The sequence below is a fragment of the Paenibacillus sp. AK121 genome (assembly GCF_019042715.1).
Taxonomy (GTDB): Bacteria; Bacillota; Bacilli; order Paenibacillales; family Paenibacillaceae; genus Paenibacillus; species Paenibacillus polymyxa_C.
On sequence record NZ_JAHPJM010000020.1, the window covers coordinates 13,199 to 37,301 of the forward strand.

Below are 24,103 nucleotides of genomic sequence, written 5' to 3' on the forward strand. Positions count from 1 at the left end.
GTTCGTAGAAATGGAGGGTACACAGGTTGCGCATTAACAAATTTATCAGCGAAACTGGCTTTTGCTCGCGCCGGGAGGCGGACAAGCTGGTAGAGAGCGGCCGCGTGACGATTAACGGCGAAGTGGCTGTGCTGGGGAGTCAAGCGGAGGAAGGCGATGACGTCCGTGTGAACGGCAAGCCACTGCGCGATAAGTCCGATCACGTCTATATTGCATTGAACAAGCCAGTGGGCATTACAAGCACGACAGAGAGCCACATTAGAGGCAATATTGTCGATTTTGTGGGGCACCCGCAGCGGATATTTCCAATTGGACGCCTGGATAAGGATTCGGAAGGTCTCATTTTATTAACCAATGATGGGGACATTGTGAATAAGATCTTACGGGCAGAAGGCAAACATGAGAAAGAATATATCGTAACAGTGGATCGTCCGGTCACACCATCCTTTGTGCAGGGGATGTCCAGCGGTGTAAAGATACTCGGTCATCGAACGCTGCCCTGTGAAGTAACACGTGTATCTGAGTATGTATTCCGTATTATCCTGACAGAAGGGAAAAATCGTCAGATCCGACGTATGTGTGCTGCCTTCGGTTATGAAGTTAAGAAACTGCAGCGCCTGCGAATCATGAATATTCGTTTGGGATCCCTTCAGAAAGGCGCCTGGCGTGATTTAACAGAGGCTGAAAAGCTGGAACTGGGCCAGATGCTTGATTATACACTTAGCTAATGCCAGAGGCCTTCTTATAGCCTACAGCGCTTGTCCCTCGTATATGACAGGGCTAGAGAACAGAAATCCCTAAAGTAAAAGGCACCAGCTGCATAAAAAATGCGGCGGTGCCTTTGTTCATATAACATATTCATGATCAACCTTCATTCGAGCTTGAGGTAGGACTAATAACTTGTGTACCGTTCTGATATTTGCGAAGAACGGAAATTTCGACACGACGGTTTTTGGCGCGTCCTGCTCCAGTTTGATTGCCTGCCAATGGTCGATACTCGCCATATCCAATGGATACAAACTTGGTAGGATCGAGCTGCGGATTGAGCAACAAAATACGCAAGAAATTGAGCGAACGCTTGGCACTCAAATCAAAGTTGGACGGGAACTGACTATTGGAAATAGGTACATTGTCCGTATGACCGGATACGATAACATCATAACCAGGAAACTGCTGGAGCATGCTGGAAATGGATTTGGCCAGCTTTCTCGCTTCTGGCTTTACTTCGGCCTGCCCGGATGAAAACAGGGCATTATCACTAATGGTGATCATCAGCTGGGATTGGTTCAGCTTGGTGTTCAGTAGGGTGGACAGGCCGTTATTTTGAATATACTGATCCATTTGCTTTTTAAGCTTCTTTAAATCTTCTTCTTCCCGCTGGGCGAGTTGCTTTTGCAGATCAGAGGTGGAAGTGGCTTTCGATTTTAAGGGTTGTGATACCTCTTCTTTATTTTTGCCCATATCCATGGATTGTGACGACGGATTCGCGGCTGAGTGATCCAGCACGCCAGTACCGCCACTAAAAGCTGAACTCAGGGATTGAGCCATAGTTTCAAATTTTTTGGCATCGAGCGAGCTCATACCGAATAAGACAATGAAAAGAGCCAACAGAAGGGTCATTAAGTCGGAATATGGCAACAGCCAGCTTTCGTCAGCATGCTCTTCATGCGGTTCATGTCTCTTTTTACTCACTGGAATCGCCATCCTTCTGGGTCATCGAAGCCCGTTCGGTTGGAGTTAGGAAGATTGCTAGCTTCTGGCTGATGGCAATCGTCGAGATACCAGATTGAATGGAAAGCAGACCTTCGACCATCATTAACTTAAGTTCCACTTCTTTCTTGGATAGCCGTTTCAGCTTGTTGGACATTGGATGCCATAGGACATAACCTGTAAAAATACCGAGCAACGTTGCAATAAAAGCGGCTGCAATGGCATGGGACAGTTTTTCCATGTCACTAAGGTCGGCCAGAGCGGCGATCAGACCTACAACCGCACCAAGTACCCCGAGTGTTGGAGCGTACATACCGGCTTGGGAGAAAATCAGTGCGCCAGCGCGGTGTCTATCTTCGGTAGCGTTAATGTCTTCCATCAGAACATCGCGTACGAACTCCTGATCATTACCATCGATAATCATTCGCATACCGCCGCGCATAAAGGGATCGTCGATCTCTTCGACCTTGGATTCCAGCGCGAGCAGACCTTCACGACGGGTAATGGATGCCCATTCGGTAAATGTACCGATAAGCTCCTTGCGATCCAGCAATTTCTGCTGGGTGAAAATAATTTTAAACAGCTTTGGCACTCGTTTCATGTCATCCATCGGAAACGCCATGAATATACTTGCTGCTGTTCCGACGAAAATAATCATGTAAGCAGCGGGATTATTGACCAGATTGACGACTGGCGCGCCCTTCAGGATCATCCCGACGACCAGTGACAAAAGCCCGAGCACAAGTCCAATAATGGTTGTAATTTGCATGATACACCTCATCCATGAGAATAGATTTTGAATCCTTTCATGCCGCATGGGTCGTCCTTGCCCCAAGCGCGTCATTATGAGACGGATTATAGTATTTATCGACAAAACTCTCTTTTTTGTTAAGGGCCAATTTCCGGTATAATAAAGTGATTATGTATTGAATCGCTGAACCATTGGAGGAAATAGCATGGGAGTAAAGCATGGGCGCGAGTATGAACAAATTTTGAACGATTTGACAGAGGCTGTGGGACGCATCCCAGATAGCTATGAATTTTTTGAAATGGAAGCAGAAGATTGGGACAGGCTGAACCCGATGGGGCGTCAGGAAGTCAATGAAGCTTTGGCAGAAGACCTATTTTATGCACTGGGTACGGAGCCCATAATTACTGTAGGCAGCGGCGTTGTGATTTATGAGCCGGAGCAGTACCGGATCTATGTACTCATCGGAGATGAGGAGCTGACGTCGGTCCCTTTGATTTGAAGGCCGTCTTATGGATTTATCAACGGGGCCGTGGTAATATGTACACCAATATATCGTAGTTTTGGCCGCATGTAAGCGGCTAAAAGGCTTCCGTATAAACGGGGAGGAGTTCGTAACATGCCTTTTACACAAGAAGAGATTGAAGCACATCTGGAGAAACTGGAGGGCTGGGAACTGGAGGAAGGACGTTGGATCGTTCGGAAATATAATTTTTCCAGTTTTATGAAGGGAATTGCATTCGTGGATGAAGTTGCCGCTATATCTGAGGCATTCAATCACCATCCATTTATTACGATTGATTACAAGACCGTGACTCTGCGTTTGACCTCTTGGGACGATGGCGGTATTATGGCCGTAGATATTAAGGAAGCCCAACAATATAATGAAGCTTTTGAAAAAATGCGCAGCAGTCATTGATTTTATAATGATCTGTTGTATATATTAAGAGCGCCTTCGCTATACAACATCGCGGTTGTATAGCGAAGGCGCTCTTATTTATAGAACCCGGTTCTGTTGTTCAGGACGATATACCATACAATAGAACGGTTTTCTGCCATCTGGAGTCTGACGTTCATAGGTATCCGTCAGCTCAAATCCAGCTGTCTTGTAGGCTCGTATAGCCCGCTGATTCCAGGTGAGAACCTCTAGGTCAATTTCATTCTGTGGATGACGTCGTCTGGCTTCCTCGGCAATGGCCCGGACAAAATCGGAGCCTGTGCCATGTCCGCATCTTTCGGGATGCATTCCAAGACCCAGCCGGGTCACATCGACCATAGGAAAATATTGAGCAAATCCCGTCAGCTCATTCTCTTCGTTCAGTACGGCAACATATTGCTCTTGGCGAAGCGTGGGACTTCCAAATTCGACTTCAAGTGCCTTCATTTGTTCCCAGGGAAGCCAGCCGTATATGTTGTAGGGGGGATCATAGCGCCACTCACAGATTTCAGCCGCTTGATGCTCGTCCATCGGTACAATCCGGTAGTTGGATATTGAGGCCGGCACTTTTCCATTCCTCCTTATGCAGGTACTTCAATCATTAACCACAGATTGTAGACAAGTTGTAGGAGAATGGCAAGCGTGTTTATTTCGTACCTAAGTCGGGTATACATTCAATAAGAAGGATTTACTGCTCATATGCTCCCCCAGCGGTGGCGGTAAAACCGACGATGTTCGCTAAAACTGAAACCTTTTGAGGTGTCGGTTCGTCAGTAATGATAATAATTACTGATGTAGTGGACATAAAAAACCGCAATTCGATTCCGGCCAGAATCAAATTGCGGCTAGGGTTAGCTTGCTGTGCGGTAGTTATTCTACGTTGTCGTCATCAGGAATATCTGAAGCTACAGAATGGTAAGCGTCTGTGCTCATAATTCTTTTTGCACCGACATAACGGTTAGCGTAATAATTTTCGTTCAGTGAGCTAACTACTACACCACGTGAAGTCGAGGAGTGGGCGAATTTCCCTTCACCTACGAAGATACCTACATGGGAAACGCCTCTTCCTGTGGTGTTGAAGAACACCAGGTCGCCTGGTCTCATTTCATCGCGGGATACAGAAGCTCCCATTTTGAATTGTGATCCAGATTGATGCGGCAGTTTAATTCCCAGTTTGTTGAATACATACATTGTGAAGCCGGAGCAATCGAATCCCTCGAGTGTAGTACCTCCGCTTCTATAGTTCGTTCCTTTGGCATCTTGGATGACCTGGTCCATCTTAGAGTCTGCAAATGCACTGCTGCCACCGAATGTAAAAGATGTAAAGGCAATGGCGAGACCCATGGCTGCAATCGTTAGCTTCTTCTTCAAAAAAAATATACCCCTTCCAATGCCTGCGAGGTTAGCTTAAGGATTCGGTAGAAGGTTCCCCTATGACCACTCTGTTGCGAGATCAATTCACCCAAACTGGTTCCCCCGCTTCCTAGGTGCCAGGAATTAGGCTTAACTTAAGATGTGCACCTTGGAGAGCAGTATTCACGACAACGATGTTTTTAAGATAAAGGTTACAATAAAGATTACAAAGTTGTTACTATCAGTTCACTGCGATTATTGTAACAAAGACAGCAGGCTTTGGCAAATGTTTCATCGCAAAAAGTTACAAAAAAATCTGTTCCTAACGCCCTAGGAACAGATTCTGTTAACAGTATTCAGTTATGTGCCGTTTGCACGGGAAAGAAAAAAGTTTTTTCGACAGCTAAAAATGCAGGAGAAAGCATAAAGAGAGGGATTAGCCTCTGCTGGAGATATCGATGTGCCATAGACGATACTGCGAACTGATATGCCACAGCCTGACCAGACTGGTAACAAAATGATACGATTGCTGGAGAATTAGCGCCAACATACCAGTCCAAATCATCGCTACGGTGCCAAATAGACCGAAGACCAGCAGCACACAAGCACCAAGCAAGAGAGATACGCTTACAGCCGGAAGAAGCTGGCGAAAGAAGGCGAGCAGGGACGATAGTATGGCGTGACCACTGACCGTGCCCAGTTGCATATACAGGATGCACTGCCGAATGAACCAACCGTAAGCCACCCACCCAATGGCATAGGGCAACAAATGCAACAGGTAAGAGGAAGATTGCAGCGTCCCTGCTACAATAGGATAGAGTCTCGGTACCACCCAGAAGGCGGGAAGCAGCAGCAAACCCAACTCGATGATGTAATACAACAGAGATGACATACCGTGACGTTTCATCCCCTTGAAGAAGGACAGGCTTTGCGGTTCAGACGCATCGGTATACAGGCTTTGATATATGCCAGCTCTAATGAAGGGAGTGATTAGGACGCGCAATACGGTCGCCCCTAATAGTATCCATAAATACACATGTACTTCCCGGCTGTCCATCAAGGCGATCTGCCCCTCCATCCAAAACAAGGTCTTTCCCAGCTCGTTTTGGCTCTGATCAGGATAACGCAGCAGCAGCGGGACAACGGCCGACTGTACCAGCCGATAGAGAAATACTCCCCACAGCAGACGATACAGAAATAAAATGATAACGATATAAAAGCGTATGCGCACTAGCGCCCAGCCTTCTTTTAAAACAGTCCGCATCTATAGACACCTCACCATGACAGACTTCCAAGCAGTGTCTCCAACAGCTTGGTTACACTCACACTCCAACGAGTTTGTTGCTTTTCGTCCAATTCAGCCTTCAGGCTATTATTAATATGCTTGTTCTCCAGTGCAATAGTGTATAGAGGATCAACGGTCACATAGGACACGGGAGAGGTGCTTTTGAGTCGGAAAGATGTACTTTTGCCCGTACCGTCCCATGCCTTAAATATTGTGGTGCCATCCTTGAAGGTAAATTGAACAGGGATCTTGGGATAATCTGCTCCTTTTTTGCTGAGCGTCACGACTGCTTCATATCCATTCTCCAACTTGCGGTTCGTGATGCGATCGACAGAAAAGTCCGCCATCTGGCCGTCATATACATATTGTTCAAAATAGTGGCTCCATGAGCGTCCAGTCACCCTCTCCACGACACGCTGAAAATCCTGTGAGGTCGGATGCTTGAATCGGTAGGTCTGGACATAGGTTCGCATAATCCGGTCCATTTTTTTCGTACCCACCTGACGTTCAATACCTCGTAGTACCAGCTTGCCTCGTGAGTAGGCATTTTGTGCATACTCAGCCGACGATCCGTACTTCCAGGATTCGCGGTTTAGGGGCTGTGGAGAAGCTACCTGTCCGGATTGTAATGGCAAGTTGGGGATAAGCCCATATTCTTGCTCCATGAGCCGTTCTTCTGCATAGGAGGTGAAGCCTTCATCCAGCCAGGGCTCCTCAAATTCATTATTGGCTACCATTCCGTAGAAATATTGATGCCCAATCTCATGAACCAGCGTCCGTTCCAGATTATAGCCGGGATTCAGTTGGTCCGCAGCTGCGGCCGTGATGAGTGTCGGATATTCCATGCCGCCGGCTCCACTGCCTGTTTTGGGTGGAACAACGATAGATAGAGTGGAATATGGATAAGGCCCGTACCATTTGCTGTAGTACGAAAGGGCGGCCTTGGCTGCGCTCATATAACGTCCTTTGAGTTCCTTATGGGACGGGTCCAGATAGAGCTTGATTTTGACACCAGGAACTTCAGTAGAAGAAAAGGGTTCTTCTACGGCTACAAAGTTGGGTGAAGCGGACCAGGCAAAATCGTGTACATCATCGGCATAAAATTGATATATTTTCTGGCCGTTCTGTCGTACTGCACCACGGGTGGGGAATCCGGTCGCTGATACGATGTGTGTTTCAGGCACCCGAATTCGTATGCTGTAAATTCCAAAATCGGCATAGAACTCGGAGTTGCCATGATACTGATGGAGGTTCCAGCCCTCGTCGGCGCGTCCACGTTGTCCTGCAGTCTCATAGACGCTGAGCTTTGGAAACCACTGTCCAGCCATTACAAAATCATCTGTCGCACCCATACGAGCAAAAATGCCAGGCAGTTTGACTTCAAACTTCATATATAGTGTGATTTCTTCGCCACCTCGTACTGGCTTGGGCAGACGTACCTTCATGAGCGAACGGTCACTTGCGTTACCGTCATCTGGTTGTACATATTGAGTACGGTGCATGAGAGATAAACCATCTTCTGTTTTTAGTTCGGTCAGCGTCATGGAGCCAAAGCCGTCCTTGGGCATGGTGTCTCCGCGCAGCTTTCCCCCGGATTCTTTCATAAAGGTGGTTTCCATAGAAGAGAAGGCATTCGGGTATAGATGAAGATACAGATCATTCACAGTTTTCTTGCCCGGATGTCTCCAGGTCAGTGTCTCAGTGCCTCGCAAAACCCGTCCTTTTTCCAGAGATACATCAATGTGATACTCCACCACCCGTTTGCTGAGAATTTCCGAAGCGGGCTGTGGAGGGTTCTTGGGCAGGTCGGGCATGATGTTGGCCCCTAGAGGCTTGCCCATATCTGGCGCAAGCGCAGACTCAGACTCGGAGCCGTATAGTGGTTTGCCTGCAGACTGAGGGGCGGATTGCGATTGGGGTTGCCAGGCAAACCATAACGTCCCTGCGAGGAGTCCGAGGGCTAGTGTAGACAATAAAACGATTTTGGCGCGTGCTGGGGTCATACAATGGATACCTCCCGTTGACAAGCATCTACAGCATGTATATGTTTGCTTTCGCGAGATTATTAGTTAAAATATTTATAGTGTAGAATGAGTGTGAAGACGGAAATTGGAGGCCTAGTGACGCATGAGTGAAAATCAGCCGGACGGCAAAAAGCAGATTGCACTGAATATTGTCAGTGGCAAGAGTAAACATAAGGGCTTCGGCGCAGGCTCAATCGACCTGAACAGCATGTCCCCGGTCATCATTGACCGAGGAGAGGCAAAAATTGATATCGGTGCCATGCATGCCAAAAGTAAAGTAGAACGTGGAATCAAGTTCTCTACGAATAAAGAAGACGTACCGAACGGACGCCAGGTATGGCTGGTATGGGTAGCTGTGGACCGTACGCCTGAAGGACGTATGTACGGTGGCGCGACGGCCTGCGAGATGCTGATTGACGACGAAGCCAAACGCGGCTGGAAAATTCTTGCCGATCATGTTAACCGTATGGATTATGCACTCAAGCGCCGTTTCATGCTGGATGATCTCGGCAGCGAAGATAAAGCAGCGCTCAAAAGCCTGCTGATTACGCATAATCAGGAATGGTGGGACGCTTCGCCAGAGGAATTGAAGCAGGCGCTCGAAGGGTAAGCCTAGCGTTAACAGTGTACACAACTGCTTAAAGAGCAGTCGGCAGTAAGGTTCAGAAGTAGACCGATACCTTGGTTGGGGTCGGTCTACTCTTTTTCATGTAAGTTATGAACATCATCGCCTTGACATCATAGAAAGGCATTCACTATAATTCAAATAGAAATCGGTTTCACTCCGGTTTTTATTTAATTAATTCGTGGAACCGGTTCCTGAAAGGATATAGTTTTTTTCCTATCGCTGTTTATGAATGTAATCTCTAAATAAGGTGGCATCGTTATGTTTAAATGGTTGAAAAAGAAGGCGGCTCCCCGTATTGAAGAATTCGACATGGTAGCGCCAATTAAAGGAAAAGTGGTTTCTCTAGAAGAGGTTCCAGATCCTGCGTTCTCTACAAAAGCTATGGGGGATGGCATCGCTATTCATCCATCTGAGGGTAGGGTCACCGCTCCTTTTGCCGGAAAAGTTGCCCATGTCATGGAGAAAAGCAAACACGCTCTGATTATTGAACATGAATCTGGCGTACAAGTTTTGATACATGTCGGGATTAATACCGTCTCTCTCAAAGGGCAGGGGTTTAACCCTCATGTCAAAGTAGGAGATAGCATTAAAGCTGGACAATTATTGATGGAGTTTGATCTGGATGCGATTCAACAGGGTGGATTACCTGTAATTACTCCAGTAATCGTTCCAGACGGGCAAGATATGATCAGTCATGTGGAGATATTAGAAAGCTCATCTGCTACTTCAGATGTACCTGTATTAAGGGTTCATTTAAAAGCCTAGCTTTCATTCAGAAAAGACTAACCAGGAATTCCTGGTTAGTCTTTTCTTTAGATGATTCACTGACTGGTCAAGGGACTGGTATGAACATGTGGACAAAAGCTAGGATTCACATATTTCAGATATCCGCTGATTACAATTGCCTTCGTATAGCCCTCCATGAAAACAAATCACTCTTTTAATATCATATGGCAGCAGGTTTTTAAGAGATTCTTTGGCGATATTGAAATCACAGCAGTATTGCGGGTCTGGAGCCAGTAATTTGCCGCTTACTACACGTAGAGCATCTCCTGCAATTAGGGTTTGACTGGATTTATGATAGAAACTTAGGTGTCCTGGTGTATGACCAGCAGTATCTATAATTAAGATCCCCCCACAGAAGGGCAATTCCTCTCCAGCAACGATGGTGGAGTTTACAATAGCCTTTGGGGGATTTTCAAGTGTACGCCGGAATGCATGTCTCCACTCTACCGGAACGGATTCAGGCATGGAGCATACAGCTTGATCTATTGCTTCTGGGGTTAGCTTTATAAGCTGTTTTTCTCCCTGTATATAAGGCTTTTCGATAGAACTGGCTAATACTTGAACTAGGGAGGAAGAAGCCTGGATTATATCTGCTAAACTGCCAATATGGTCAAGATCCTGGTGTGTTATTAATATAGAGGTAAGATTATGGATTGCTAATCCGGTACCTAGAATAGCTTCATTTAAAAGCGAGAGTTGCCCGGGGTAAGCTGTATCAACTAAAATCATATTGTCTTCGTCCCACATTAAGGTGGGGTGAATGCTCTCTATACTTCCCATGATATTAGCAGAAACCTGGAGCATGTGTATTCCTTTGTCTAATTGCATCGAATCCCTCCCATAAGAGTTGATGTAATACAAAGGAATCTTATCATGAAATCCAAGTATGTAAACCTACATTATAGCATAAAAATAATTATTTGTAAATATATAGAATACTACATTTGTGTGACGGTTAGGAGCGATGACGTGAAGAAAATTTATTTTGTTAGACATGCCCAAGCAACCGGACAGGAACCAGATGCCCAACTCACCGATGAAGGTGCCCGACAAGCTGAGCAGTTGGCTGATTTTATGGAGAATATAGGTGTGGAATATATTGTGTCCAGTCCATGGAAACGAGCCGTACGAACTATTCAGCCCTTGGCTGAGCGTAGACATTTGCAGGTATATACTAATCTACGTCATTCACAGAGTGTGGAATATGGGTGGAAATAAGTAAGGCGCGTTCACTATAAGTGCAGAATGGTTTCGAAAGGGGAGACGCATATTGAATGCAAACCGTTATTTAAAATTAGAAAAGGCATTGTTTCAGGCTTGGTCTTTGGAATCTAGCTCTAAATGGACAGCTAATAATCCTGCAGCCGGACAATGTGGAGTCACAGCGCTTGTCGTTCAGGACAGGCTTGGTGGTGATATTTTGAAGACCTGGCTGGATAGCGGCTGGCATTATTACAACCGAATCGGTGAGGACATTATAGATTTTACAAAGTCGCAATTTTTAAGCCTTCCACAGTATCAGCATGTACAATCCAGCCGGGAAGAAGCATTCTCAGACACCAATGCAGAGCAGTATGCAGCCTTAAGCCGGAGACTAGGAGAATCCCTTAACGAAAAGGTATGAGTGTAGTTAAATGTCTCCATAGCCAAATAGTTTTTAGGGAGTAAGGAGGGAGTGCAATTAATAAATATTTAGCAGTTGCGGTGATCCTTCTTGCGATTGTGTGTGGTTTAAGCCCGCGGATTTCGAGCTACTATTCGTTATGGATGCAAGGAACAAGTCTGTTTTTATCAGGAAAGCACTACAGAGCAGCATGCGACGGATGAGTAGAATGACGGAGTAAACAGTAAATTCAGAAGTAGATCGGTACCTTGTCGAGGGCGGTCTACTTCTTTTTCATATAGGTAAGCAATGTTGCTTTAGGATAAAATCTAATTTAGCCAATGGCTGGGAAAGCTTAGAGAAGGGGGCAGTTTGGTTTTGCTATTGCCTTTAGCCGAATTTAACTGCGCTTGTGTAAGAAAGATACTTCCTTCCAGATTAGCCCCACTTAAGTCAGCATCTCTAAAATCTGCACCGATAAGGTCAGTCATGCTCAAATCAGCCTCACGTAGGTCAGCAGCAATCAGTAGAACGCCTCTCAGGTTGGCACCTCTCAGATTAACGCCTCTTAAATTAGCCCCGATAAGGTCTCTACTTTTGATTTTTTTACTCAGTTTATGGTTCTCCATGTTTTTCTTACATTTTTCTCGCACTAACTCACTTGTTTGTACAAGTAAATCATTGACTAGCGCCCTATGGGTGGGTACATGAAGATCTATGAGGGATTTTGGATCTTGATCCGTAAGCTGCTCTGTTTTCGCCATTGCTTCTTGTAACTCGGTATAGATGGAGTGAGTTTCTTGTAAGCTAAGGGCTTCATTTAGGTAATAGAGCATTTCATAAAGCTGCTGCATGATGGGAAATAGATTGAACATTTCATCAGCTATTGCCGGGTCGTCTCGCCAGCTTTTTCCGTTGTATGTAACTTGGGAAATTCTTTGACCTGCCCCAAAGCAATCATATACTGTACAGCCTCGCAAGCCGTTATTTCTTAGGTTCTTATGAATGTCGCAGCGATAATCCGCATTTAGGTGTTGACAGGGAGTTCCTCCATCCTTGTTAAAGGCAAAATCAGCAGATTTGGCATAAGGCAAGGCGACACAGCATAAACCAAAACATTTTTCACAATCGGCAGTATACAATAAATACACATCCTTTTATTAGCACCTACTACATGTAATAATACCAAAAAAAGATGCAGGATGGTGTATTGCTAAGTAAAATAGGTCGATTACCCTTTTGCCAAATTCAATTGCCATGAAACACCGTATTTATCTTCGACCCAGCCAAACTGTTGGCTTACGGGCGAGGCTTCAAGGGGCATTAAAACTCGGCCTTCCTGAGATAGCTGACCAAACACACGATGGATTTCTTCTTCCGAATCACAAGTGACGAATAGCGATAGGGCTGGAGTAAAAGAGTGTTTGTCCTGATGGTTATAGTCTATGGCCATAAAGGTTTGCCCTTTGAGGTTGAATACGGCATGTAACACGGTCCCATCTTCCTGATGAAAAATGCTCATGATACCAGACGGCTTAAATACAGAGGTATAATATTGCATGGCTTCCTCTGCTTGACCGGGGAACATGAAAAACGTTGTGATTTTTGGACTAGAATCCTGCATCAGATCAGCTCCCTTGAGTGGATTATAGATGATAACATTTTTTCTCTTTTATAATAGAAATATTCACGATTAGAGAAGTACTTCATAAAGAAAGATAGGCATAACTGAGAAAGGGGAAAACCGGATGATAGACGCGACAGCAAGGATTATTGATATGTTGGGCTCAGGCAATAAAGTGGATGCCAGCATCATTTCTGCCTATACGGATGTAGTTGCCCAATATGGAACCGTGAAGGATGCCTGGGAGTTATATAGGCTTTTTGTAGAAGATCCTCATCATTATATTAGGGGGCTGCTTCTTCAGCCGATCATGAGATGCGGAGATGTTGCTTTGGCGCAGGATATGTACGAGCGTTATGTTCGAAATCAGACATCCTCGGAACATATACCTGATGGTGTGCTGCATGTGTTAGGTTATTTGGGTTATGTGGAAGCTGCGGCTGATCTCGTCGCATGGGTGAACGGGCCATATGGGGCAGCATCTGTGGATGCTTGTTTGGGGCTCGTACATCTTCCATGCGAATCGTTCCGTGAACGACTGGCGACTGAATTGGAACAAGCAGTGGATCAGCATCTGTTTGATGAATTCTTACCCCTACTAAGCTTTAAATGTACTACTGAAGATATGATTCCACGATTGGTGCATTGGGGAGAGCGACATGCTTCCGTAGACTGTAATGCAGGAATTATTGCTGGAATTGCTTTGTTTGGAGAAGAGCAGAAGGATACAATTCGGTCTATTTTGTGGAATCCGCTTTGGGAGGCTCATGGAACAGCTACGGGAAGTTGTGTGTGGTCTTATATTGCTATGCAGCATGTAGGGTTGACCTTTAGAGAGCTTATTCAGGATATAAAAAGCTACGATGCATCCAAAGCAGGTGTACAGGACTTGGAGTACCGTTTGGAAGTGTTGTATGAAATGTTGGAACTGAAGCTCAGCTATAGAGTTCAACCGATCCGGTTCGCTCGCCGTAACGAGGAATCATTTGCTCAAATCTATAGCGATTTGTTTAGCTGGTCCACGGAGCATAAGGATGACTCTATTATAGGCTGGATGAACGACAATTTAGGGTATAAGCACCGGCTGCTGAAACAGTATGATGAGCTCAGGAAACGAGTCGAGATTAAAATGGTGCATGAAATTGAGCTGGAGCATGTCCAGACGGGGAGTTAATCGGGGCGAGATATAAGAAATTTTGGTATAAAAGGACGAAATGACGGAGTTTGGCGGCGATATGGGGATTCGCCCAGTCCACGGGCTGATGTCCCGCATAGGATACATCAGCCTAGAACACAAGGAGTGAAACACATGTCTTTACTGCCACAAGTTCCTTTCGGAACGCAACCGGGTACTCCGGGTCCATTCACACCGTCGGGTCCTTCAATTCCACAATTTCCTGATATACAGGATTCGTTCCCGTCTCCGGTAGGTCCGCCACCAGGCCCAGGCCCCTTTTCGCCACAGCCGTTCTCCCCGCCACCGCAAGGGCCGTTCGGTCCGCAAGGTGGGCAGCAAGCTCAAGCACCAACTTCCCCACCACCGCAATTTACGCCACCGAAACCGCTAGTTTCGGCCTATGCGGTTGACCCTGGAGCCATTTTCGGTTGTTTGTACCGCAACACGTTTGTATGGCTGACGAACGGAGAGCGCTTCTGGATGTACCCTGTCTTTGTAGGCAGAACATCCGTAGCAGGTTTTCGGTGGAGTGGCCGCTTTTGGTTTTACTATGGTGTAGACACCAACCGTATTGAGTCATTTAGCTGTTTTTGGTAATAGCGCAGCTTTAGGAAAGAACGGGGCTTAACTGTGTAATGGCTGATGGCACTGGCAAGAGAGCTAAAATGGGCGAATAGGATAATTGAAATAAAGATTAAAAAGACTGGGAGAGCGCATTATGGCGTTTTCCAGTCTTTTTTTGCTATTACTCCATCCACCATCGCTTAAAATTGCCCCACCAGGATTTTTTTTCGGCCTGTCGTTCCGCTTGGTCAGTAGGTGTCGATGCCTGTGGGTTATTCTGCCCCGATAGGGTCTCTTTCGGCTCGGTTCCGCTAACGAATACCTCCAGCCGCTTGTCGGGACTGTCCGGCGCAGCAAGCTTGCCGCTAGCCGGATCAATATAGGCGCTGACTACGCCGTCAGGGATCCGGAATATTTTGGGCGGCACATTCTCCAGCGCTTTTTCCGTATATTGTGCGAAAATTGGTGCCGCCCGCCGGGCATCCTGCGTGCTGATGGCCTTGCCCTTGTCATATCCGACCCAAACAGCGGTGGATAGCTCGGGGGTGAAGCCGACCATCCACGCGTCCGTGTTGGTCGTGCCGCTTTTGCCGGCAACCGGGCGCTTGATCAACTTCGCGACTCGGTTGCCGGTGCCGCCTTCTTCGAACACGCCTTCCATGAGGCGTGTGAGGACATAGGCAGAGGCGGGCTTCACCACCTGAACGGGTGCGGCTTGCGGCGCTTCGTACAGCGATCGCCCAGCCGCATCGGTGATGCGCAGCACCGCCACCGGAGCTACCTTTTGCCCGCCACTGCTGATGACCGAGAAGGCCGAGGCCATCTCGAACGGGCTGACGGGCGACACGCCCAACGCCAGCGAAGGCACGGGCTTGAGCTCGCTCGTAATGCCCATTTTGCTGGCGAGGTCCATGACCTTATCCGCTCCTACCTGCAGAATGGTGCTGACGGCATAAATATTATCAGACGCCGCAATGGCGCGCCGCAGATCTATTTCGCCCAAATATTTATCTCCAAAATTTTTGGGCTTATAAGTTTTGCGGTTGTTGTCGTAGTGGAACAACGTCGGTCGGCTTTCGAATTTGGACGTACTCGTCAATTGGCCGGAATCCAGCGCGCTGAGATACATAATCGGCTTGAAAGACGAGCCTGGCTGCCGGGTTGTGGCCAGTGCATGGTTGTATTGATTCCCGACATAGTTCGTTCCGCCGACCATGGCCTTGACATGTCCATTGCGCGGGTCCATGGAGATTAGTGCAGTTTCCAGTCCGTTGCTGTTCTTCATGCCCTCATTGACAGCCGCCTCGGCTGCCTGCTGCATGTGCATGTCCAGCGTCGTATAAATGCTCAGCCCGCCATGCTCAAGCACCGCTTCGCTAATCCCAAATTGATGAGTCGCTAGCTGGCGAACATAATCGCGAAACCAGGGAGCAGCTTCCACTGTCCGACGCTGGCTCTCGGGCCGCAGGGCCAGTATTTCCTCATAGGCCTTGCTGGCTTCAGCCGGTGTAATTTTACCGATGAGTGCCATGGAGTCCAGTACAATTTTCTGCCGATCCTTTGCGTTTTTCATATGATTATATGGCGAATAGTAGGTCGGACCTTTCGGAATACCTGCCAATAGGGCGCTTTCGGCCAAATCCAGATCCTTTGCGGATTTACCGAAATACATTTGCGAGGCCGCCTCAATGCCATAGGCGCCATGACCATAGTAAATTTCATTTAAATACATTTGCAGCAGCTCATCCTTGGAATACTTCATTTCCAGCTGTGCAGTATAGATGGCTTCCTTGGCCTTGCGCGTCCACGTTTTCTCGTGAGATAAGTACAGATTGCGCGCAAGCTGCTGAGTCAGCGTGCTGGCCCCCTGTGACATATCCCAGCGGGTCAAATTAACGATCACTGCCCGGCCCAGACCTTTGAAATCAAAGCCAAAATGATCGTAAAACTTCCGGTCTTCCACAGCCAGTGTAGCTGCTATTAAATCGGGCGAAATGTGATCAAGCTGGACAGGAATAGATTCCTTTCCTCCGGCAGAGAAGGTAGCAATGACTTGCCCCTGACTATCGAGCAGACGTGAATTCCGGTCTGTATCGGCGAGCGGAAGGCTGGTTGTGTACAAATAGGCGAGCAGAATGCAGGCGGCGATGACCGTCAGAATCGTGAGAGACATCAGGCCTTGAAAGCATCGAAGCCAAAGCGGTTTACGCTTGGAGGATCGCCCGGTAGTATCGGTCATCATGCCACCTCCTTCCATAGTTGATGTTCTCAGTATAGTCAATCCGAAAGTGTCTATTCATCAGATGCATATACGTATCTATTTTAAACAAGATTAAGCCCTAAAAATGCTTTTACAGTCCATTCGGGTATCGCTTATAATGCAAAAAGTGTGAAATTCAAGTGTGTTTGGTACAATAAATATAGCAAACTCGGCGTTTGCGTGTTGCAGTTATAAGGAAAGTCCATGTTTATGCTACCGGATTGCCGGACACATACTTTGATCAGAAAGAAGGTTGGAATGATGGATTTGTGGTTTACGGAGAAGCAGACTCCCTCTTTCGGCATTACAGCAAAAATCAAACAAACCTACGTCTCTGAGAAAACAGATTTTCAGGATCTGGCAATGATCGAGACGGAGGAATTCGGCAATATGCTTGTTCTGGACGGCATGGTGATGACAACGGTTAAGGATGAATTTGTATATCACGAAATGGTAGCACATCCGGCTTTGAATACACATCCGAATCCGAAAAAGGTTTTGGTTGTGGGCGGCGGGGATGGCGGCGTTATCCGTGAGGTCATCAAGCATCCTGAAGTGGAAAAGGCTGTATTGGTGGAGATTGACGGTAAAGTCATTGAATATTCTAAAAAATATTTACCTGAAATTGCCGGGAAGTTGGACGAGCCCAATGTGGAAGTACTGGTGAATGACGGCTATATGCATATTATCGAACACAAAAATGAATACGATGTGATTATGGTCGATTCGACGGAGCCGGTTGGTCCGGCAGCACCGCTGTTCGAACGCGGGTTTTACCAAGGTATTTTTGAGGCGCTGAAGGAAGACGGCATTTTCGTGGCGCAGACGGATAATCCTTGGTTCAAGGCTGACCTGATTCAGAAGGTCAACAAAGATGTAAAAGAGATTTTCCCGATTGTGCGTGTGTACGGTGCAAACATTCCAACCTATCCAAGCGGTCTTTGGACATTCACATTGGGCAGCAAGAAGTATGATCCGCTCGAAGTGGACGAGAACCAAATTCCAGAAATGGACACCCGATATTACAGTCCGCGTCTGCACAAAGCGGCATTTGTATTACCTAAATTTGTGGAAGATTTAACAAAGTAAACATTTTAAGAAGCGTCTTAGTGATCTTTATCGCCAGTATAGAGCGAAAAGAGCGCTATAGACGCTTTTTTTGTGTTAAATCAGATTGTAGTAGGCATGAAAATATAGTGGACACTGAATTTCCTTTTAAGATAAAAGAAGGAAATTTAAGGGTGTATGTAGAACATACAAAAAACCGGACATTTAACAGATTTGTAATCGACAGGGGAGGTTTGGTTATGAAAATACATAAATTGGCGATATACCAAAGAGGGGGGAACTTTTTTGATCAGACGCTCTTTTTATTACCTGTGGGGGTCTCAGACGATTTCCAACGCAGCAGATATCATCTACATGTTGAGTGTGGTGGTGTTGGTATTTAGTTCAAGTAATTCCTTAATGACGACTATTTTAATCCCGTTGTTTCGTTTGTCAGCTCAAGTGATTAGTGGGCTTGTTGCACCGATCGTGCTCGGTCGATTTCGGCTGACGCAGGTTCTGCTATTTTCCCAGTTTGGGCAGTTTATCATTTTTACGTTGCTGCTGCTTTATTTGTGGATCGTATCTGAGCAGAGGTCGTTTCTGTTTATTTTTGTGATGGTATTTGGTATGTCTTTTTTGGATGGATGGACCAATCCTGCGCGTAATGCGCTTGTACCCCGTTTGGCCACTGGTGAAGGACTTATGCGGGCTAACGGCATGGTAGCGGTCAGTGATCAGGTGGTCAAGTGTGCAGGCTGGGCGTTGAGCGGAATGATTGTCGCTTGGCTGGGCTCCCTGAATACGCTTGCAATTGCCTCCTGTTGTTATCTCGTGGCTGTAACTGTCACGTCCTTCATTCGTGATCCGCTGGATCAAAGGGAATCAAACCCCGAATCTCCAGAGTCCTCAACAGATGCAGTAAAACCCGCAAAGGAAAAAGGCTCCCATTGGAAAGAGCTTGGGGAAGGATGGAAAATCATATGGCATAACCGTCGTATTCGTTCTCTAATGATTGTCGACAGCGTGGACAGTATTGGGGGAGTCTCCTGGCTAGGCGTATTTATTTTGGCGTACGTCAGTCAAGTGCTGCATCGGGATGCGAGCTGGTGGGGCTTCATGAATGCGTCCTTTTTCTCCGGCACGATTTTGGGTGGATTAATTGTCGTTGGCTTGGTCAAGCGATTGCAAAAGAACAGCTTTTTGTACATGCTTGGGGCGTTGCTGGTGTATGTACTGATTACCATTGTATTTGCGCTGAATACCATTCCCGTGGCTGCGCTTGTTCTTTTTGCTGTGTCAGGCTTACCTGTTCAAATGGCGGGCATTATTCGCCGCACCTTGCTGCAAACCAGTGCACCGCCAGCCCAGCTGCCCAAAGTAATGGCAGGAATTGATGTGCTTACCAATCTCGCTTTTGGTCTGGCTTTATTATTTATGGGCTGGTATGCTGACCGATTTGGTATGGTGCAGGTGTATTTGCTGGCTGCGGCAATGACTACCATTGCTGTTCTGATCGGCTGGTGGTATCGACGTGACTTTCAGGAAAATGAACCTGTTGATCATCCGACCGCTACGGGAGCAGGGATTTGAACTGGACTATCTCCGATAAGCCGATTATGTTTTATTTCGCTCGATTACATAAGCAATAGCTTCTCCCTGTGCCACAACCAAAAAGTCGGTTGCATAAAAGCAACCGACTTTTAAGGAGAACATGTTTGCGAATGAAGGTAACAATTTTTCCTAACTGCAATGTTAGGCCGTAGTGAACTGGCTGTTATAGAGCGAGGCATAATGGCCACCGCTTGCGAGCAGTCCTTCATGAGTACCGCTTTCGACGACATCGCCGTTTTTCATGTATAAAATCAGATCTGCTTCGCGGATGGTTGATAGCCTGTGGGCGATGACAAAGCTGGTGCGTCCGTCGATCATTTTCATAAAAGCCTTTTGGATCCGGGCTTCTGTAAGGGTGTCTATACTGCTGGTTGCTTCATCCAGAATGAGCATAGGTGGATCGACGAGGATCACCCTTGCGATAGTGAGCAGCTGCCTTTGCCCTTGCGATAGGCTATCGCCCGATCCGCTGATGACCGTATCGTAACCATGAGGCAGGCGCTTGATAAAGCTATGCGCATTGGCAGCCGTCGCAGCCGCAATGACTTCCTCGTCCGTAGCCTCTGGCTTTCCGTAAGCGATATTGTCCCGGATCGTTCCGCTGAACAGCCATGTATCTTGAAGCACCATACCAAAGTTAGTACGTAGGCTGTCCCGGCTCATATCGTTGATGTTCACTCCGTCGATGGAGATCGAACCGCTGTCCACATCGTAAAAGCGCATGAGCAGGTTAACGAGTGTTGTTTTGCCTGCTCCGGTCTGTCCGACAATAGCTACGCGAGTGCCTGGCTTGACCTCCAAACTAAAGTTCGTAATGAGTGTTCGTTCCGGATTATAGGAAAATTTCACATGATCAAACAGAATTGTACCTTTACTGCGCTCCGGCTGCACGGCGCTCGACTTTTCCGGTTGCTCCGGAGGTGAATCCAAAATAGCAAATATACGCTGAGCAGAAGCTGTAGCAGCCTGAAACTGAGTCAGCACACCTGTAATTTCATTAAAGGGCTTGGCGAACAAATTGGTGTAAATGAGAAAACTCGATAAACCGCCTACCGAAATCCCGCCCAAAATGATCGAAATACAGCCAATCATAGCGGTGACGGAGAAAGTCATGTTGTTGACCAATCGAGTGGAAGGGTTGGACAAAGATCCATAAAACTGCGATTTCACCCCGGCTTGATACAATTGTTCGTTTCGGGCGGAAAATTCCTCAAGCGAGCGTTTTTCATAGTGAAAGGCAGTAACTACCCGCTGTCCGCCGATCATTTCCTCCACATAACCGTTCAGGCTTCCTAAGATTTTGGCCTGTTCACGGAACATGCGTTGCGATTTTGTAGTAATAAACCGTGCAACGACATATGTGATTGGGGCAGACACCAATACCACCAACGTCATCACTGGGCTGATATACAGCATAAGTACAATCGAACCAATAATGGTAATCAACCCGGTGATCAAGGTGGAGAAGCCCTGCAACAATCCATCGGACACGGCATCCATATCGTTCACAAAACGGCTAATGCTATCTCCTTGCGGATGATTGTCATGAAAGCTTAACGGAAGGATATTAAAATGATCGAATAACTCGCGCCGCATATCATTTACAGTCTGAAAAGCAATGCGGTTCGTCAAATATGTGAGCAACCAGCTAAATAGACTGCCTACAATATATACAACGCCTAGTCCATATAGAATCTGTGCAATACCTCTAAAGTCTACCGCTCCCTGATTTACCATATGGTCGATAGCCCGGCCAATCATATAGGGTCCGACCAGACTGGCAAGCACGCTAAGAATAGCACTGATGATGACCCAAAATGTTGTTGTTTTATATTGACCGACATAGGTTAACAATCTTCTCCAGGTTTCCTTGCCACTCATTGGTCCACCTCCTGCGTTGAGAGCTGAGAGCGATTAATTTCCTGATATACCTCCGAGTTGCTCATCAACTGATCATGTGTGCCGATTCCGACAATCCGGCCTTCATCAAATACAATGATTTTATCGGCATGCTGTACACTGCTCACTCGTTGCGAGACCAGCAGGACAGTCATGCGAGTGCTATTTTCCCGTAGCGATTTCCGGAGGGCGGCGTCCGTTGCAAAATCAAGTGCGCTTGAGGAATCATCCAAAATCAGAATTTCCGGATTGCCTACAATAGCTCTGGCAATGGTAAGTCGCTGCTTCTGGCCGCCTGATAGATTAAGTCCTCCTCGGGTGATCGGGGCATTGAATTTTTCCGGCAAGTTGGAAATAAATTCATCCGCTTGCGCGATGGCTGCAGCCTGGGCGACCTCCTCATCGGTGGCATGTTCATGTCCCCAACGGATATTATCCGCTATCGTCCCAGTGAACAGCAGTGCTTTCTGTGGAACAATCCCGATTTTCTGCCGCAATTGCTCCAGCTTATAATGCCGTACGTCGATGCCATCGACCTGTACACAACCTTCTACTGCATCATAGAAGCGGGGAATCAGATTCACGAAGGTAGATTTTCCCGAGCCTGTTCCTCCTATGATTCCAACCGTTTCACCGGGGTATATGTCTACAACTACATCGCTAAGTGCCAGTTGTCCTGTCTTATTGTAGCCAAAGGAGACATGATCAAAGGAGATGGCCGGTACAGAGTCGGTCTTACTCGTTCTTTCCTGGTCTAATGATACAGGATTGGCAGTGTCGGAAATCGAAGCTTCGGTGTCCAGAACCTCCTGAATTCTCGCTGCTGAAGTGGCCGCCTTGGTGAACAGAATAATGAGATTCGTCACCACAATCAGGGCCAGTAAAATCTGCGTAATGTAATTAATAAATGCAATAATCTCTCCTTGTGTAAGAGATCCATATTGGATATGGATACCGCCGATCCACAGAATGGCGATAATAGCTCCGTTGACCACCAGTAAGGTGGCTGGGCTAAGTAGAGCAGAAATCCGGCCGACACGAATAGCGGTTTGGGTCAAGTCATCTGAGGCGGTATTGAACTTTACTCGTTCAGCTCCTCTTTTGGCAAATGCCCGTATAACCCGTACACCTGTGAGATTCTCGCTTAGCACCAGAGCGATTTTATCGAGCTTTTTCTGGTATAGCCGGTACAGCGGAGAAGCCTTCGTAATGACCACATACAGGATCAAAGCCAGAACGGGTGTAGCCGCCAACAGCACCAAAGCAAGGCGGAAGTCCAGAATCATGGACATGATGATCGCTCCGATACAAATAAAAGGAGCACGAATAACCAGACGAATCAACATCGCTACAGCCGTTTGCAGCTGATTGACATCATTCGTAATTCGGTTGATGAGAGAGGGCGTACCAAATTTATCAAGATCTGCATAAGAAAACGATGAAATATGCTTAAACATAGTATTGCGCAGTGTGGTTCCGAATCCTTGGGAAGCACGGGCTGCGTAAAACTGACACACTAGAGAACTGCCAAAGCCCAGTATAGTCATGAGCAACATCAAAAGACCCATTTGCCAAACATAATGGGTGTCTCCCTTACCGACGCCATGATTAATCATTAAAGCCACCATAGTAGGTAGCAACAATTCCAGAATGGCCTCAATTAGTTTAAACAGAGGCCCAAGAATCGTTTCCTTTTTATAAGGTTTCAAAAAAACAGCAAATTTCAGCAAATAAACCATCACCTAACCTAAATATTGTATAAACTTTCCTATTATAATTGCATATCTGAATATGATTATGGCATATCCCCAACCATATGAATAATATTTAATATATATTAGAGATATAGGCTTTACATATATCAGAACCGGAGGTTCATGATGGAATTGAGACATCTCAAGTATTTTTTAGCGATTGCAGATGCTGGACAGATTACAGCGGCAGCAAAAAAACTGCAAATCGCACAGCCTCCCTTAAGTCAACAGCTTATGCAGCTGGAGGAAGAGCTTGGTGTAAAGCTTGTGCATCGAGGCTCACGAAGCATTCAATTGACAGAGGCCGGAATCATTTTACGGAACAGGGCCAAGCAGATTTTGGAGCTGACGGATGCTACGACAAGGGAAATAAACGATTTCGCCATGGGGATGAAGGGGACGCTCACCATTGGGACGGTTTCTTCCTCTGGAGCGACCCTGATGAAAGACAGGCTTTCCGAATTTCATAAAACCTATGCGGGTGTAAAATTTGAAATACATGAGGGAAATACCTTCAGGATTCTCGATCTTTTGAACAAAGGAATTGTAGAGGTCGGTATCGTCAGAACCCCTTTTAATACCGCCGGTTTAGGGTGTAGATATGCGTCCACTGAGCCGATGGTAGCAGTGATGACGGAAGAATATGATTGGAATCCCGAACAGAAGACCATTTCATTGGCTGAGTTGAAGAACAGACCACTCATTATATATCGCCGTTTTGAGCAATTGATTCACGATACCTGTATGAAGCATGGTTTTGAGCCCCATATCTTTTGTAAAAATGACGATGCCCGCACTACGCTTCATTGGGCCAACGAAGGGCTGGGTATTGGCATGATTTCGCGCTCCGCTTTATCTTTAGGCAGCAATAATCATTTAATCGTTAAGGAAATTAGTTGTGAAGAATTGCACACTCGTGTGGCGGCTGTCTGGTTGAAGGATAAATACATGTCTTCATTGGCTTCCCGGTTCATTGAAAGTTTTAGCCAGGCATCCAGTGCTGCTGACCTACAGTAGTTGAATTTTTTAAGTGTGAAAGCATCTTTTTGTAAAAACTCATTTGAATTGCAATCGGGAACTGGATATAGTA

General features: G+C 46.5%; 24 protein-coding genes and 1 riboswitch. Of the genes, 12 read left to right on the forward strand and 12 right to left on the reverse strand.

Features of this window, described 5'->3' with window-relative positions:
- Positions 1–26 precede the first annotated feature (26 nt).
- Positions 27–728 (forward strand): 23S rRNA pseudouridine(2604) synthase RluF, encoded by a 702-nt coding sequence (gene rluF / locus KSP24_RS23630; RefSeq protein ID WP_014599354.1) that lies wholly within the window; start codon positions 27–29, stop codon positions 726–728.
- Between the two features lie 136 nt (positions 729–864).
- Here rluF and motB read toward each other — a convergent pair whose 3' ends face one another.
- Both motB and motA read right to left on the reverse strand, forming a co-directional pair.
- On the reverse strand, positions 865–1,692 hold the full coding sequence (gene motB / locus KSP24_RS23635; RefSeq protein ID WP_013368735.1) for a flagellar motor protein MotB: 828 nt from the start codon (positions 1,690–1,692) through the stop codon (positions 865–867).
- Positions 1,685–2,479 carry a flagellar motor stator protein MotA gene (motA, locus tag KSP24_RS23640; protein ID WP_013368736.1) on the reverse strand — a complete coding sequence of 265 codons (795 nt, stop codon included), beginning with the start codon at positions 2,477–2,479 and terminating at the stop codon, positions 1,685–1,687. The genes motB and motA overlap by 8 nt, the downstream gene beginning before the upstream one ends.
- Positions 2,480–2,666: 187 nt before the next feature.
- Here motA and KSP24_RS23645 point away from each other — a divergent pair, with 187 nt between their 5' ends.
- Positions 2,667–2,960 (forward strand): hypothetical protein, encoded by a 294-nt coding sequence (locus KSP24_RS23645; protein ID WP_216976934.1) that lies wholly within the window; start codon positions 2,667–2,669, stop codon positions 2,958–2,960.
- Between the two features lie 117 nt (positions 2,961–3,077).
- Positions 3,078–3,377 carry a 4a-hydroxytetrahydrobiopterin dehydratase gene (locus KSP24_RS23650; RefSeq protein WP_007428083.1) on the forward strand — a complete coding sequence of 100 codons (300 nt, stop codon included), beginning with the start codon at positions 3,078–3,080 and terminating at the stop codon, positions 3,375–3,377.
- Positions 3,378–3,455: 78 nt separating this feature from the next.
- Here the strand turns inward: KSP24_RS23650 and KSP24_RS23655 are convergent, their stop codons facing one another.
- From KSP24_RS23655 to KSP24_RS23670, 4 genes are all read right to left on the reverse strand, one after another.
- The gene (locus tag KSP24_RS23655; RefSeq protein WP_216976936.1) at positions 3,456–3,962 is read right to left on the reverse strand and encodes a GNAT family N-acetyltransferase; all 507 of its coding nucleotides are present in this window, start codon (positions 3,960–3,962) and stop codon (positions 3,456–3,458) included.
- A 303-nt stretch (positions 3,963–4,265) separates the two neighbouring features.
- A complete protein-coding gene (locus tag KSP24_RS23660; RefSeq protein ID WP_013368740.1) occupies positions 4,266–4,766 on the reverse strand; it encodes a C40 family peptidase in 501 nt (166 codons plus the stop codon).
- A gap of 5 nt (positions 4,767–4,771) precedes the next feature.
- Positions 4,772–4,909, reverse strand: a riboswitch (cyclic di-AMP (ydaO/yuaA leader).
- A gap of 275 nt (positions 4,910–5,184) precedes the next feature.
- Positions 5,185–6,012: a hypothetical protein gene (locus KSP24_RS23665; protein ID WP_013368741.1), complete on the reverse strand. Its 828-nt coding sequence runs from the start codon at positions 6,010–6,012 to the stop codon at positions 5,185–5,187.
- A gap of 11 nt (positions 6,013–6,023) precedes the next feature.
- Entirely contained in the window at positions 6,024–8,036 is a 2,013-nt protein-coding gene (locus KSP24_RS23670; protein WP_216976938.1) for a M1 family metallopeptidase, read from the reverse strand.
- 124 nt (positions 8,037–8,160) lie between these two features.
- On the opposite strand from KSP24_RS23670, the gene KSP24_RS23675 reads away from it, so the two are divergent.
- A complete protein-coding gene (locus KSP24_RS23675; RefSeq protein ID WP_216976939.1) occupies positions 8,161–8,667 on the forward strand; it encodes a YwhD family protein in 507 nt (168 codons plus the stop codon).
- 276 nt (positions 8,668–8,943) lie between these two features.
- Positions 8,944–9,450 (forward strand): PTS sugar transporter subunit IIA, encoded by a 507-nt coding sequence (locus tag KSP24_RS23680; RefSeq protein ID WP_040102430.1) that lies wholly within the window; start codon positions 8,944–8,946, stop codon positions 9,448–9,450.
- A 99-nt stretch (positions 9,451–9,549) separates the two neighbouring features.
- Here the strand turns inward: KSP24_RS23680 and KSP24_RS23685 are convergent, their stop codons facing one another.
- Entirely contained in the window at positions 9,550–10,299 is a 750-nt protein-coding gene (locus KSP24_RS23685) for an MBL fold metallo-hydrolase (RefSeq protein WP_216976941.1), read from the reverse strand.
- A gap of 141 nt (positions 10,300–10,440) precedes the next feature.
- Here KSP24_RS23685 and KSP24_RS25405 point away from each other — a divergent pair, with 141 nt between their 5' ends.
- Positions 10,441–10,689, forward strand: coding sequence for a histidine phosphatase family protein (locus tag KSP24_RS25405; RefSeq protein WP_330707109.1), 249 nt, complete (start codon positions 10,441–10,443; stop codon positions 10,687–10,689).
- 52 nt (positions 10,690–10,741) lie between these two features.
- Positions 10,742–11,095, forward strand: a complete 354-nt coding sequence (locus KSP24_RS23695; protein WP_216976943.1) for a YunG family protein — start codon at positions 10,742–10,744, stop codon at positions 11,093–11,095.
- 308 nt (positions 11,096–11,403) lie between these two features.
- On the opposite strand, the gene KSP24_RS23700 is transcribed toward KSP24_RS23695, so the two are convergent.
- Complete coding sequence (locus KSP24_RS23700) at positions 11,404–12,216, reverse strand: pentapeptide repeat-containing protein (RefSeq protein WP_216976946.1); 813 nt, start codon at positions 12,214–12,216, stop codon at positions 11,404–11,406.
- Between the two features lie 89 nt (positions 12,217–12,305).
- Entirely contained in the window at positions 12,306–12,698 is a 393-nt protein-coding gene (locus KSP24_RS23705) for a VOC family protein (protein WP_016818553.1), read from the reverse strand.
- A gap of 124 nt (positions 12,699–12,822) precedes the next feature.
- Here KSP24_RS23705 and KSP24_RS23710 point away from each other — a divergent pair, with 124 nt between their 5' ends.
- Together KSP24_RS23710 and KSP24_RS23715 are read left to right on the forward strand one after the other, a co-directional pair.
- Positions 12,823–13,872, forward strand: a complete 1,050-nt coding sequence (locus KSP24_RS23710; protein ID WP_013368751.1) for a hypothetical protein — start codon at positions 12,823–12,825, stop codon at positions 13,870–13,872.
- 135 nt (positions 13,873–14,007) lie between these two features.
- Positions 14,008–14,472 carry a hypothetical protein gene (locus KSP24_RS23715; protein WP_014599361.1) on the forward strand — a complete coding sequence of 155 codons (465 nt, stop codon included), beginning with the start codon at positions 14,008–14,010 and terminating at the stop codon, positions 14,470–14,472.
- A gap of 148 nt (positions 14,473–14,620) precedes the next feature.
- Here the strand turns inward: KSP24_RS23715 and KSP24_RS23720 are convergent, their stop codons facing one another.
- The gene (locus tag KSP24_RS23720; protein ID WP_216976947.1) at positions 14,621–16,678 is read right to left on the reverse strand and encodes a transglycosylase domain-containing protein; all 2,058 of its coding nucleotides are present in this window, start codon (positions 16,676–16,678) and stop codon (positions 14,621–14,623) included.
- A gap of 282 nt (positions 16,679–16,960) precedes the next feature.
- Here KSP24_RS23720 and speE point away from each other — a divergent pair, with 282 nt between their 5' ends.
- Entirely contained in the window at positions 16,961–17,788 is an 828-nt protein-coding gene (gene speE, locus KSP24_RS23725) for a polyamine aminopropyltransferase (RefSeq protein ID WP_017427232.1), read from the forward strand.
- A 264-nt stretch (positions 17,789–18,052) separates the two neighbouring features.
- Positions 18,053–19,339: an MFS transporter gene (locus tag KSP24_RS23730; protein WP_216976949.1), complete on the forward strand. Its 1,287-nt coding sequence runs from the start codon at positions 18,053–18,055 to the stop codon at positions 19,337–19,339.
- A gap of 162 nt (positions 19,340–19,501) precedes the next feature.
- Here KSP24_RS23730 and KSP24_RS23735 read toward each other — a convergent pair whose 3' ends face one another.
- On the reverse strand, positions 19,502–21,241 hold the full coding sequence (locus tag KSP24_RS23735; protein WP_040102421.1) for an ABC transporter ATP-binding protein: 1,740 nt from the start codon (positions 21,239–21,241) through the stop codon (positions 19,502–19,504).
- Positions 21,238–22,989 (reverse strand): ABC transporter ATP-binding protein, encoded by a 1,752-nt coding sequence (locus KSP24_RS23740; RefSeq protein WP_216976951.1) that lies wholly within the window; start codon positions 22,987–22,989, stop codon positions 21,238–21,240. The genes KSP24_RS23735 and KSP24_RS23740 overlap by 4 nt, the downstream gene beginning before the upstream one ends.
- 150 nt (positions 22,990–23,139) lie before the next feature.
- On the opposite strand from KSP24_RS23740, the gene KSP24_RS23745 reads away from it, so the two are divergent.
- Complete coding sequence (locus tag KSP24_RS23745) at positions 23,140–24,030, forward strand: LysR family transcriptional regulator (protein ID WP_040102419.1); 891 nt, start codon at positions 23,140–23,142, stop codon at positions 24,028–24,030.
- Positions 24,031–24,103 lie beyond the last annotated feature (73 nt).